A 13,062-nucleotide genomic window follows, 5' to 3' on the forward strand; every position below is an offset into this window, starting at 1 on the left:
TAATCTATTATGGTAGCAGAAAATCTTGAACAGGTAAGAAAAAACATTGAACTTGCATGCAGAAAAGCAGGGCGTGACCCGAAAGAGGTTACATTGATCTCTGTCAGCAAAACCAAGCCTGTGTCTATGCTTCAGGAAGCATATGATGCCGGTTCCAGGGATTTCGGAGAAAACAAAGTACAGGAGATCATGGATAAGGTACCGCAGCTTCCGTCTGATATCCGCTGGCACATGATCGGACATCTGCAGCGCAACAAAGTCAAATATATTGTAGATAAAGTGGCTCTTATCCATTCCGTGGATTCTCTGCGTCTTGCAGAAACGATCGAGCATGAAGCAGCCAGGCATAATGTTACTGTTCCGGTTCTTATCGAGGTAAACGTGGCGCAGGAGGAGAGTAAATTCGGTCTGAAAACCGAAGAAGTTCTTTCTCTCGTGGAATCTGTCGCAGTCTTTCCGCATATACATATAGAAGGGCTTATGACGATTGCTCCATATGTAGAAGATCCAGAAGAGAACCGCGGCATTTTCCGTCAATTAAAGAAATTAAGTGTTGACATTGCTGCCAAAAACATTAATAATGTTAATATGAGTGTTTTGAGCATGGGTATGACCGGAGATTATCAGGTAGCCGTGCAGGAAGGCGCTACAATGGTTCGCGTCGGAACCGGAATTTTCGGTGAAAGAAATTATGCAGTCTGACGCGCAGAACAATAAGATTGGAGATTAAAATGAGTGTTTTAGATAAACTTTTAGATGCTGTAAAACTGAATGATGACTACGATGAGGATGATTATTTAGATGATGATCTCCTTGACGGTGATGACGATGATTTTCTCGATGAAGACCGGGAAGACAAGCCAGTCAAGAAGTTCTTCCAGAAATTCTCCAAAAAATCCGAAGAGGATGACTATGATGATTTCGATGATGAACCGGAGACTCCTGTTTCCAAACAGTCCGCATCCAAATCCATCTCTGTTCCGAAGACAACATTCAAGCAGGACAAGCCTGCACGTACTTCTTCAAAAATCACACCTATGAGAAGCAGCCGCAAAGGCTCACAGGCAGCTAACATGGAAGTCTGTGTTATTCGCCCAACCTCTATGGAAGATACACGTGAAATTGCAGATACACTTGTTGATAACTCTACCGTAATCCTGAATCTTGAGGGAATCGATATGGAACTTGCACAGCGTATCATCGACTTTACTTCAGGAGCATGTTATTCTCTGGGTGGAAGTCTTCAGAAAGTATCCAGTTATATCTTTATTCTTGGACCATATAACGTAGATATTACCGGAGACCTTCAGAATATTCTCGGTGGTAATTCCATTCCGTCCGTAAGAGCAGGATACTAAGATCAATGAACAAAGACGAATTCTTTATCAAGAGGATCCGGGAACTGGCAAATCTCTCTTATCAGAGAGATATTGTCACCTTTTCGGATTTTCTTAATTTAAACGAACAAAATATTGTAAATGAACAAAAGAATCAGATGCCGGGCGTAATCACAGAATGCTCAGGCGGTTATGAGCAAGCAGAGCGTCAGATGGTGGCATTTCATCCTGATGCTCTTTTGTTTCCGTGGGAATACCCGATCACATGTCTAAAAATCGAACCTCTGGCAGCCAAATTTTCTGAATCACTGACACATCGTGACTTTCTGGGAGCTGTCCTCAATCTCGGTATTGAGCGTTCCGTGATCGGGGACATCCTTGTGCAGGAACACACGGCCTGGATATTCTGCCACAATAAAATTTCGGATTATATTATTGAAAATCTCACCCGGGTACGTCATACCACTATGAAAATTTCCAGAGTTGACAATCCGGAGCACTTCCCGACACCGCAGTTTGAAACGATCAGCGGTACATGTGCATCTGTTCGTCTGGACAGTCTGATCGGGCTTGCTTTTCAGAGTTCCCGCAGCAGCATGGTTTCCTTCATTGAAGGTGGTCAGGTCTTCGTAAACGGCAAACTGATTACTTCTAATGGATATGAACCCAAAGACGGTGATATTATTTCCGTCCGCAGCAAGGGACGCTTTCGCTATGAGGGGGTTTTCGGTCAGACGAAAAAAGGTCGCTACAGCATAAAATTATCACGCTACAAATAGATGAGGAGGACCATATTATGAAAACAGAACCATTACAGGTAAAGCGCAGCGGTGATTTTTATTATCCGATATATTTCGAAGAGGGATTTGGTTCCCTTGCAGATGCCATCCGTACAGAAGGGCTAGACAGTCGCAAAATGTGTATTGTTTCTGATACCAACGTTGCACCCTTGTACGCGAATTCTCTGAAATCTGCCCTTTCTTCTGTTGCCTCGTCTATTTCCCTTTTTGTTTTTGAGGCAGGCGAAAAAAGCAAGCATCTTCATACCGTACAGAATCTGTACGAAAAACTGATCGAATCTGAGCTGGATCGTAAAAGTCTGATTGTTGCACTTGGAGGCGGTGTCGTTGGTGACCTCGCAGGATTCAGTGCAGCAACTTACCTTCGCGGAATCGATTTTATTCAGGTACCAACCACACTTCTCGCTCAGGTGGACAGCAGTGTCGGAGGCAAAACCGGTGTAGATTTTAACCAGTACAAAAATATGGTCGGAGCATTTCATCAGCCACGTCTTGTCTATATGAATCTTCAGACACTGAAAAGCCTTCCTGATACGCAGTTTGCATGCGGAATGGGTGAAGTCTTAAAAACCGGGCTGATCTGTGATGGTGATTTTTATCACTTTGTGTGTGAGCATCAAAAGACCATTCAGAATCTTGATCCGGAACTTCTTGCCCAGATGATCCGGCGTTGCTGTGAGATCAAAGCCGGCGTCGTAGAACGTGATCCGAAAGAGCAGGGTGAACGTGCTCTTTTAAACCTTGGGCATACTATCGGACATGCTGTCGAAAAGCTGATGGATTTTCAGCTTCTTCACGGACAGTGTGTTGCAATCGGTCTTGTTGCCGCAGCTTTCATCTCTATGAAGCGTGGCCTTCTTACCGAAAACGAGTATCAGCAGATCAGAACCGGCTGTGAACTTTATCGTCTTCCAGCTCATGTAAATGGTCTGGATCCGCAAAAGGTGCTTGCCGCTACCAAAAAAGACAAAAAGATGGAACAGGGCACCATCAAATTCATTCTGATGAACGGCATCGGCAAAAGCTTTATTGACCGCACCGTGACAGATGAAGAACTTCTTTCCGGTATTCAGGAGATTCTTCAATGAAAAAAAAATCCCAACAGAACAGCCAGATCTGGTATATGCTACTCTGGTTCGGAGGAATTACCATCCTGACTGTCATTGATCAGCTTACCAAACATCTGGCAGTAAAATATCTGAAGGAGACATCCGGAATCATACTAATTCCGGACGTTCTTGAATTTCAGTACGTAGAAAACCGCGGCATGGCTTTTGGATTGCTTCAGGGGCGCCAGATCCTGTTTTTAATCCTTTGCGTTGCCTTCTGCGCAGGAATTCTCTATTTATATGCCAGAATTCCTAAAAACGGCTATTACGCGCCTCTGAGCATCATTGGCGGAATTCTTTTCAGCGGCGCACTCGGCAATTTTATCGACCGCGCATTTTACGGTTATGTCACAGACTTTATTTATTTTTCTCTGATTGATTTTCCGGTATTCAATATTGCCGATATCTACGTTGTCTGTGGCGGCATTCTGCTGGCGGTGTTTGTTATTTTCCGCTACAAAGATGAAGATTTTTATTTTATTAATCATAAAGGATAACACATGGAAACATTAGAATTTAACGTAGATGCATCCGCAAACAATATACGGATCGACCGTTATCTTGCGGATCAGTGCCCGGAGCATTCCCGTTCTTATATTCAGAAACTTCTCAAAGAAGAACAGGTGCTCGTAAATGGCCGCGTCATCAAAGCCAATTATAAGACTCAGTCCGGAGATTATATCGAGTTTCATATCCCTGATCCGGAAGTTCTGGATATCCTCCCGGAAAATATTCCTCTGGATATTCTGTATGAAGATGACTATGTACTTGTCGTAAACAAACCAAAAGACATGGTCGTACATCCCAGTGCCGGACATACTTCCGGCACACTTGTCAATGCCGTTATGGCACACTGTGGAGAACATTTATCCGGTATTAACGGAGTGCTTCGCCCAGGTATTGTACACCGAATTGACAAAGATACCACCGGTGCGCTTCTGATCTGCAAAGATGATGTCGTACACCGTGACCTTGCCGAACAGCTCAAAGAACACAGCATCAAACGCCGTTATCGCGCGGTTGTGCAGGGAAACCTCAAAGAAGATGAAGGAACTGTCAATGCACCTGTCGGCCGTCATCCTACAGACCGCAAAAAAATGGCAATCAACCATAAAAACGGCAAAGAGGCAATCACACATTATAAAGTACTTGAGCGTTTTGGACAGGCAACTTATATTGAATGCCGTCTGGAAACAGGTCGTACACACCAGATCCGTGTTCATATGGCAAGCCTCGGACATCCGCTTCTCGGAGATACTGTATATGGTTCTTCCAAAAATCCTTATCACCTTCAGGGCCAGGCATTACATGCAATGATTCTTGGTTTTGTTCATCCGATAACGGGAGAATATCTGGAGTTCGAAGCTCCTTTGCCTGAATATTTTTCAAAACTTTTAGAAAAATTGAGAAAATAGTTGGATTTTCTTTGTATATATTGTATAATGTCAATATGATTCTTGCAGAAGGGAGTGTCTATTATGAACAATACTAGTTCAATTATTACAATCGGTCGTGAATATGGAAGTGGTGGCAGACAGATCGGACAGGAGATTGCCAATTATTTCGGCATTAAATATTATGATAAAGAACTGTTGGAGCATGCAGCAAATGACAGCGGTATCTGTAAAGAACTTTTTGAGCATCACGATGAGAAACCAACAAACAGTTTTCTTTATTCACTCGTGATGGACACCTATTCATTTGGTTATTCCTCCGCAGGTTTTTCAGATATGCCTATGAATCACAAGATTTTCCTTGCACAGTTTGATGCTATCAAGAAGCTTGCAGGAGAAGGTCCGTGTGTAATGGTTGGCCGTTGTGCTGATTATGCTCTTGCTGACTGGAAAGACTGTTTCAGTGTTTTCGTACACGCAGATTTTGACTGGCGAATCAACCGGATTGCCGCCAAATACAATAAAACACCTAAGGAAGCACGCGATATCATCACCAAAACCGACAAGAGCAGAGCAAGTTATTATAATTATTACACGAATAAAAAATGGGGATCTGCCAAGAGCTACAATCTCTGCATTGACAGCAGCAAGTACGGAATCGACAATACCGTCAAAGCGATTATCGAATCTATTAAAATTTTTGATTCAACAAAAGCATCTCGTTAAAGCTACATATTCTTGAATTTACAGCTCCGATTCATCAAACTGCATCTGGCAGGATTACTGAGTCGGAGCTTTTTTTCTTTGTCCAAACATGCTATAATAGATGTATTGTCTGAAATATTTAAGTTTAAATAAAAATAATCGGAGGAATATTTATGCGTCTGGTCATTCAGCGTGTACTTCATGCGGAGGTACAGGTAGATGGAAATACAATCGGAAAAATAGGGAAGGGACTTCTTGTTTTTGTCGGAGCCGGTCAGGACGATACAAAGGAAATTGCAGATAAATATCTTCGCAAACTTCTCGGTCTTCGTATCTTTGAAGATGAAAATGGTAAGACCAATTTATCATTGAAAGATGTAGATGGTGAATTGCTAATTGTGTCGCAGTTTACCCTATATGCAAACTGTAAGAAAGGAAATCGGCCAAGCTTTATCGAAGCCGGAGAACCACATATGGCGGAAGCTTTGTATGAATATATGATCGATGAAGCAAAGAAATCTGTTCCGGTTGTTGAGCATGGCGAATTTGGTGCAGACATGAAAGTGTCCCTTCTTAACGACGGACCGTTTACGATCATTTTAGATGAAAAGATTTTATAACAACGATGAATAGGATATTTTATGAATACAATAGATCTATACGACAAACCCGAGTTTTTCAAATAGATGTATAAGGAGTTTTTATTATGCCCGTAAATACCTCAAGAACCACTTACCGTGAACATACCGATACCGAAAATATCTTAAAGCTTCGGCAGGTTCTTTCGACGCTGCCTGCGTTTTGCAAAGATTATTTTCGTGCCATTGATTCTACGACAACCACAAAGACACGAATTTCTTATGCATACGACATACGAATTTTTTTTCAGTTTCTTCTTGATGAAAATCCGGCATTCAAAAATTATGCAATGACTGATTTTTCTGTGGCTGTCCTTGATCAGATCAAAGCCGTCGATCTTGAAGAATACATGGAATATCTCAAGGTATACCAGAATGGTGACAAAACCGAAACCAACGGTGAACGTGGATTAAAGCGCAAAATTTCTGCTCTGCGCAGTTTTTATGCTTATTATTATAAACGTGAAATGATCCACACAAACCCGACTGTCCTGATTGATGTCCCGAAAATCCATGACAAAAGCATTATCCGCCTGGATACAGATGAAGTTGCGTTGCTTTTGGACTATATCGAGCACTGTGGAGACAGCCTGACCGGTCAGAAACGTGTATATTACGAAAAAACAAAGGAACGTGACCTGGCAATCGTCACGCTTCTTCTCGGCACCGGAATCCGTGTATCTGAATGTGTCGGTCTTGATATTGAAGATGTAGATTTTAAAAATAATGGAATTAAAGTCACCCGAAAAGGTGGCAACGAAATGGTTGTTTATTTTGGTGAAGAAGTTGAAAAAGCTCTGAAACACTATCTGGAGATACGCGAAGGTATCACTCCTCTCGCCGGACATGAACATGCTCTCTTCTACTCTGCTCAGCGCAAACGTATGGGCGTGCAGGCAGTCGAAAACATGGTCAAAAAGTACTCCCGCCAGATCACAACTACCAAAAAAATAACGCCCCATAAACTCCGCAGTACATATGGCACAGCCCTGTATCAGGAAACCGGCGATATTTACCTTGTAGCGGACGTTCTGGGGCATAAGGATGTCAATACTACCAAGAAACATTACGCAGCCTTAGACGATGCCAGACGGCGTCAGGCAGCCACAGCAGTCAGACTTCGTGAAGATTAAAGATGAAGTACCTCGATCAAAAAAATCCAGCTCAGTCCATAGTAGGAAATAACCGCAACCAGGTCATTTACTGTGGTGATCAACGGTCCGGATGCAACTGCCGGATCGATATGGATCTTTTTGAAAAACAGAGGAATACAGGTTCCCACCGCACTTGATATCAGCATTGCCAGAAGCAGGGAAAGACCAACACAGCCGGAGACCGCATATGCAAATACCAGCGTTTTTCCCTTAAACAGCCAGATATATAGACCAATCAGTACGAAGGATAAAATACCAAGTACCCCACCGTTACAGAGGCCAATTTTCATCTCTTTCAGTACAAGTTCCAGTTTCTGTCCGCCGGTAAGTGATTCATCCATAAGGACACGGATTGTGACAGCCAGAGACTGTGTGCCGACATTTCCTGCCATATCAAGAATCAGTGACTGGAAGCACATGATAATCGGCAGATTTGTAACAACTTTTTCGAATACCCCAACAACAGAAGAAACTACCATACCCAATCCCAAAAGAATGATCAGCCATGGCATTCTTTTTTTCATACTTTCTTTCAATGGTTCCTGCAGATCTTCCTCCGCAGTCAGACCAGCCAACTTCGCATAGTCCTCTCCCATTTCATCATCAACAAGATCTACGATATTCGCCGAAGTAATAACGCCCAGAAGACGGTTATCATTATCCAGCACCGGAATCGAATCTTCGGAATAATCTTTCAGATTTTCGATACAGTCATCAATCAGTTCCGTTCCATAAACATATGGATAAGAAGTAACGATCAGTTCCTCCAGCGGATGATTCTGTCTCGCGATAATGAGGTCCTTAAGATCAATTGCTCCATAAAATTCTTCAGCATCATTGATTACAAAAATCGTTGAGATATTATCATTCTCTGCCGCCTGTGTGACCAGCTGACTCATTGCCTCTTTGACACTGATGTTTTCATGTATCACAATATAATTCGTTGTCATACGACTACCGATCTCATCGTCATCAAATGACGTGATCAGTTCAATATCGTGTCTTACTTTATCATCAAGAAGCTCAATTAAAATCTTTCTTTTGGAGCGTTCAAACTGCTGAAGTACATCTGCCAGTACATTTGTTTCCATCTTTGACAGTATTGCTGCAGCTTTTTTTACCTCCATTTCTTCCAGATACTTTACTACGGTATCTTCATCCGTATACTCAAAAATATCGGACAGCATATCCATATCCAGTACACGATAGAGCTTACAGCGTTCTACTACAGACAGTTCTTCCAGAACATCTGCAAGATCATTTTCGTGGAAATCCTGAAGTCTCTTTGCCAGAACTGCCGGAGAAACATTGCTTCTCACAACATTCAGGATTTCTTTTCCATAATCCTGTACCCTTTTTTCCATTCTGTATTTCCTCCTTTTTTCCCATAATAATCGTACAAAAAGGCATAGCCATAGAAGCTGCCATCAATAAACATGGCAACACAAAAAAAGCATGTCTTTCTGCAAAACATGTCAAATATCTGATTTGAACTTAATTGTGTTCAGGGATTTTTACAGAACAGAAAATTATCTGGAAATGAAAAATAGAATAATAACCAAATTAAAACAGAATGTAGTAACTGTACTCACAGACTGCTTTTAATTTCTGTCCTGTGTAACTACTTCGCCCGTGAGAATCACAATTATCCATTCTGTTCACCTGCCTTTACTTTAGAATTCTTTTTTGACGTACACATTATAACGTATGCCTTCTTAAAAGTCAACGCTTGATCAACCATACAATTTGCACAATATAATTGCACAAAAAGAGGATCCTGTCCCCCAACAGAATCCTCTCTGATTACCCCATCATATGTACCTTATATGGTTTAAAAAGACTAATCCCGAATTTCTTTTTTACGGTTTATAATGCTGTAATAATCTTGTCCTGTAAGGAAGCAGGAACTTCTTCTTTGTCAAGAGACATACTTACAACAAATTTTACGTTGAACTTCTCGCCAACTGCACTTAACTGCTCTAATGCATTTGTAACATCCTGTCCCTCAAGTTTCGCTGTTGTCAGGAAACTGTCAAGATAAATCTGCTCAAGATCATGATCCTGAGAAATAATACCACAAACAAATCCTACAAACTCGTCTGCATTCTTAATCGGATATCCAGATACATCGATCAGACGAACTTTATTATTTAATTCATACATATGTTTTGCACTTTTATCTAAGTAAACAATGCTGCCATTGGCTTCTTTAATTGCGCCGTTCACTTTGTCTAACAGTACTTTTGTTTTGCCCTTACCTTTCTTACCTACGATCAGTTCAACCATCCTGTTTTCCTCCTTAGACACAATATAATATTAATTTTGAACAAAAACGATAATTAATATGTTTGTATTATAGTGCATTTTATCTCAAATTTCAATAGATAAATGTAACTTTTTGTGAAATTTTAAGCCTTTACTGTAAACAGTTGAACAGTAAAGGCTTTTGTCTATTGTATCTACTGATTTATTTTTTCAAGGAGTGATGTCATCTGCTGGTAAAGAAGCTCTTTACTTGATGCTCCCATAACAATCGAAATATATGGAGAGCCATAAGAATTCTGGCTGAGTAACGCCAGGCAGTTACCCGCACTGTTTGTCGTACCGGTCTTTCCTCCAAGAACTGTAACACCTTTCGGCACATTTGCCTCGCCCGTCAGATAATGGTCCGTTGCAGTCAGTGCCACACTGTCCTCTGATCCGTCACTGTGTGTAAATGTAACAGTATAACTCGGCATCTGTGTAATCTCTGTAAATTCCGGATAATTCAATGCCTCTTTCAACATCAGATAAATATCATATGGTGTTGTATAATGGTTTTCATCCTGCAACCCATGTGGATTCGTAAAATGAGTTCCTGTACATCCAAGCTGAGCAGCATACTCATTCATCATGGAAACAAAATTCTCTGTCGTGCCACCTACGTGTGTCGCAATTGCAGATGCAGCATCATTTCCGGAATAAACAAGAAGACAATGTACCAGCTGATCCATTGTCACCTGATCACCTTCCTGAAATCCTACTACCTGAGAACCCTCCTCTAATGTAATGTTTTCCTGTGAAATTGTCACTACATCATCCATGTTGCTGTTCTTAAACGCAAGGAGTGCTGTAATGATTTTTGTGATGCTGGCCGGATATACACGCTCATATGCACTTTTGGCAAATAACACGGATTTATCTTTCAAATCCAGCAAAACGCCCTCCTGTCCATCTTCCAGCGATACAGAATCCATTGGCTGATCCCCGTCTACCACACAGAGATCCGCCGCAAATGCTGATGCTCTCTGACTGGTTCCTACAAGACTCTGATGCTGAAATTCTCTGGTAATATCATATGCCTGCGCCGGAGTGGAAATACTGCCTCCTCTGAGGACATAAAAGCCACCAAATGCACCAGCAAAAACAACTAACAGAAAAAGTACCAGTATAACCGTACTTTTTATACGTTTCCGGCGCATTTTGCGTATTCTCGGAGTTCTTCTCGGATTTCTGCGCGCCTGCAGACGTGCCGTTTCAGGAGCTTTTCTGGTCAATTGCTCCGGTCTTGCTGTTTTGCGTCGCTGTCCCTGTCCTGCTGTATTTCTTTTTTGCTGTCTTTCTGTCATAAATAATCCTCTTTCTTATCGATCGTGTTCTTGCGGATTTCTTTATTGTAGGCGCTGCTCTGAAGTCCTACATTCAATACCAGTCCCATACCAATATAAAGACTCACAAGAGACGTAAGTCCATAACTGACAAAAGGAAGCGGTGTACCGGTATTTGGTACAATTCCTGTCGCCACACAGATATTCAGGAAACTCTGGAGTGATACAATACTTGCCATACCGCAGCATATAATCTTCCCCGACAGGTCTTTTGCCCTGAGGCTCATCCGAATACATTCTACCGAAATTGCCAGCAGCAGAAGGACGATTGCACAGCATCCCATAAAACCATATTCCTCACCGGCCACAGCAAAAATAAAGTCTGTCTGATTCTCTGATACGAAGTTACCCTCATTTACAGAGGCCACTTCTTTATCTCCGGAAAGTTTTTTGCCAATCAGTTCACCCGAAGCAATTGCTGTCTTGGAGTTATTCTGCTGTTCAATATCGTCGCCGTATTCTTCGTTCTCTGGATAAAGGAAAGCCATAATACGTTTTCTCTGATAATCTTTGATCAGATTCTGATCTGGCTGAACAACGATTGATAAAAAAATAATAGAAAGCGGGATTATGATCAGAAACATTCCGCCAATGACCTTATAGCTCAATCCTGCAATATAGATCAGAATACAAAATACAGCAAGCATCATCAGTGTATTTTTCATATCCGGCTGTTCATAAATAAGAATCAGCGGGATTGCCAGAAGAATTACAGATTTTGCCAGTGTCCGAACCGTATTCAGGTCTTCCTCATGATCCATAAAAAATCGTGCAAAAAACAATATTATTATAATCTTTGACAGCTCAGTCGGCTGAAATCGAATAAAACCAAAATCGATCCATCTTGCCGCACCGTTAGCCGAATCACCAAACAGACGCACAATCAGAAGCAAAACGATATTAGCGACGTACATAATCCACTGAAAATTTGAAATCCATGAATAATCCATCAATGAAAGGATTACCATAATAATAAAACCGATAATAACTCCGGCAAGCTGCTTGGTCATCAGATCCTCTCTTGCGCTTCCGACCAGTATAATACCAAACGTACTGATTGCCAGCAAAAATATTACCAGTCTGAAATTGTAAAATCTTAATTTATATTGTTTTATCATTTTCCTGTATTCCTTTATTTTCAGACCGTACCGGTATCTTTGCATGAATGATCGGAGGTTCCTGTGTAATACAGATATTAACCCCCTTCTCATCCACTGGAATATATTTTTTTACGGTACGGATCAAATCGTTTTTCAGCATATTTATCATTTGCGGAGAGCAGTCAAGCCGTTCCGACACAAGAAGAAGTGTCATCCTCTTTCTTGCGTATTCTGCCGAGCGGCCTTTTATCTTGTTGACAGATTTCACAGGGAACACCCTCCTTTAACGAAGCTTAACGGAAACAGAATCAACTGTCTATTTATGAAAGATATCGCTTAATCTCCTGAACATACCTTTTTTCTGTTTCAGCTCCGCAAACGGTACTTCCTCCCCGAGAATTCTCCGGCAGATATTCTTATATTCTTCTTCTGCCTGAGAATTCTGTCCGGACAGCGGCTCTCCCTGATTGGCAGCCACAACAATCTGCTCATCATCAAGAATAGTTCCGATCAGATCCACAGCAAGAATTTCTGTTACATCATCCACAGACATCATATCACCCCTGGCAATCATATCTGGTCTTAAGCGGTTTATGATCAGATGGATGTCTCGAAGGTCCGATGCCTCCAGAAGTCCGATAATTCGGTCTGCATCACGAATTGCTGACACTTCCGGAGTGGTCACTACGATTGCCTTATCAGCTCCCGCTATCGCATTCCGAAATCCCTGCTCTATCCCTGCAGGGCAGTCCAAAAGAACATAATCAAAATCTTCCCTGAGTTCATCTGTCAGTTTGATCATCTGCTCCGGTGAAACAGCAGACTTATCCTTCGTCTGAGCTGACGGAAGCAAAAACAGATCCGGATAGCGTCGGTCTTTGATCAATGCCTGTTTCAGTCTGCAGCTTCCGTTGATGACATCCACCAGATTATATACAATCCTGTTTTCCAGACCGAGAATAACGTCCAGATTACGAAGTCCGATATCGGTATCTACTACGACTGTTTTTTTGTTCAGCATGGCAAGGCCTGTTCCAAGATTCGCAACTGTTGTTGTTTTACCAACGCCGCCCTTGCCGGATGTTACTACTATGACTTCTCCCATTTTTGTTCCCTCCTGAAAATATGTTCCAGACTTCTGGTATTCTCCTGCGTAGCTTTTTCTGCCATTTCCGGAA

Annotated in this window: 15 protein-coding genes; 9 read left to right on the forward strand and 6 right to left on the reverse strand. The window is 41.8% G+C overall.

All coding sequences use genetic code 11. The features are described 5' to 3' along the window. Window positions 1-9 precede the first annotated feature (9 nt). The 9 genes from DWW86_RS02005 to DWW86_RS02045 all read left to right on the forward strand — a co-directional run bounded on the left by DWW86_RS02005 (window position 10) and on the right by DWW86_RS02045 (window position 7,116). A complete protein-coding gene (locus DWW86_RS02005) occupies window positions 10-702 on the forward strand; it encodes a YggS family pyridoxal phosphate-dependent enzyme (protein WP_072521141.1) in 693 nt (230 codons plus the stop codon). A 29-nt stretch (window positions 703-731) separates the two neighbouring features. Then, window positions 732-1,358 (forward strand): cell division protein SepF, encoded by a 627-nt coding sequence (locus DWW86_RS02010; protein ID WP_072521140.1) that lies wholly within the window; start codon window positions 732-734, stop codon window positions 1,356-1,358. 5 nt (window positions 1,359-1,363) lie between these two features. Then, complete coding sequence (locus DWW86_RS02015) at window positions 1,364-2,116, forward strand: YlmH family RNA-binding protein (RefSeq protein WP_072521139.1); 753 nt, start codon at window positions 1,364-1,366, stop codon at window positions 2,114-2,116. Between the two features lie 17 nt (window positions 2,117-2,133). Further along, window positions 2,134-3,225: a 3-dehydroquinate synthase gene (aroB, locus tag DWW86_RS02020; RefSeq protein ID WP_117942116.1), complete on the forward strand. Its 1,092-nt coding sequence runs from the start codon at window positions 2,134-2,136 to the stop codon at window positions 3,223-3,225. Then, window positions 3,222-3,743, forward strand: coding sequence for a signal peptidase II (gene lspA / locus DWW86_RS02025; RefSeq protein ID WP_083585463.1), 522 nt, complete (start codon window positions 3,222-3,224; stop codon window positions 3,741-3,743). Before aroB ends, lspA begins: the two co-directional genes overlap by 4 nt. 3 nt (window positions 3,744-3,746) lie before the next feature. Beyond that, window positions 3,747-4,661 (forward strand): RluA family pseudouridine synthase, encoded by a 915-nt coding sequence (locus DWW86_RS02030; RefSeq protein WP_072521137.1) that lies wholly within the window; start codon window positions 3,747-3,749, stop codon window positions 4,659-4,661. A 63-nt stretch (window positions 4,662-4,724) separates the two neighbouring features. Then, window positions 4,725-5,366 (forward strand): cytidylate kinase-like family protein, encoded by a 642-nt coding sequence (locus tag DWW86_RS02035; protein ID WP_072521136.1) that lies wholly within the window; start codon window positions 4,725-4,727, stop codon window positions 5,364-5,366. A 152-nt stretch (window positions 5,367-5,518) separates the two neighbouring features. Then, window positions 5,519-5,965: a D-aminoacyl-tRNA deacylase gene (gene dtd / locus DWW86_RS02040; RefSeq protein WP_072521135.1), complete on the forward strand. Its 447-nt coding sequence runs from the start codon at window positions 5,519-5,521 to the stop codon at window positions 5,963-5,965. Window positions 5,966-6,051: 86 nt separating this feature from the next. Then, window positions 6,052-7,116: a tyrosine-type recombinase/integrase gene (locus DWW86_RS02045; protein WP_117942117.1), complete on the forward strand. Its 1,065-nt coding sequence runs from the start codon at window positions 6,052-6,054 to the stop codon at window positions 7,114-7,116. Here DWW86_RS02045 and mgtE read toward each other — a convergent pair. The 6 genes from mgtE to minD all read right to left on the reverse strand — a co-directional run bounded on the left by mgtE (window position 7,113) and on the right by minD (window position 12,989). Then, window positions 7,113-8,501 carry a magnesium transporter gene (gene mgtE, locus DWW86_RS02050; RefSeq protein ID WP_117942118.1) on the reverse strand — a complete coding sequence of 463 codons (1,389 nt, stop codon included), beginning with the start codon at window positions 8,499-8,501 and terminating at the stop codon, window positions 7,113-7,115. The genes DWW86_RS02045 and mgtE overlap by 4 nt on opposite strands. Window positions 8,502-9,003: 502 nt before the next feature. Next, complete coding sequence (locus tag DWW86_RS02055; protein ID WP_072521132.1) at window positions 9,004-9,423, reverse strand: twitching motility protein PilT; 420 nt, start codon at window positions 9,421-9,423, stop codon at window positions 9,004-9,006. A 173-nt stretch (window positions 9,424-9,596) separates the two neighbouring features. Continuing rightward, a complete protein-coding gene (locus DWW86_RS02060) occupies window positions 9,597-10,745 on the reverse strand; it encodes a D-alanyl-D-alanine carboxypeptidase family protein (RefSeq protein WP_083585462.1) in 1,149 nt (382 codons plus the stop codon). Next, window positions 10,742-11,902: an FtsW/RodA/SpoVE family cell cycle protein gene (locus tag DWW86_RS02065; protein ID WP_117942119.1), complete on the reverse strand. Its 1,161-nt coding sequence runs from the start codon at window positions 11,900-11,902 to the stop codon at window positions 10,742-10,744. The genes DWW86_RS02060 and DWW86_RS02065 overlap by 4 nt, the downstream gene beginning before the upstream one ends. Continuing rightward, window positions 11,886-12,152 (reverse strand): cell division topological specificity factor MinE, encoded by a 267-nt coding sequence (locus tag DWW86_RS02070; RefSeq protein WP_072521130.1) that lies wholly within the window; start codon window positions 12,150-12,152, stop codon window positions 11,886-11,888. The genes DWW86_RS02065 and DWW86_RS02070 overlap by 17 nt, the downstream gene beginning before the upstream one ends. A gap of 48 nt (window positions 12,153-12,200) precedes the next feature. Continuing rightward, window positions 12,201-12,989, reverse strand: a complete 789-nt coding sequence (gene minD, locus DWW86_RS02075) for a septum site-determining protein MinD (RefSeq protein WP_117942254.1) — start codon at window positions 12,987-12,989, stop codon at window positions 12,201-12,203. Window positions 12,990-13,062: the final 73 nt, after the last annotated feature.

The sequence above is a fragment of the Ruminococcus sp. AF17-22AC genome (assembly GCF_003460065.1).
In the GTDB taxonomy this organism is placed as follows: Bacteria; Bacillota; Clostridia; order Lachnospirales; family Lachnospiraceae; genus Blautia_A.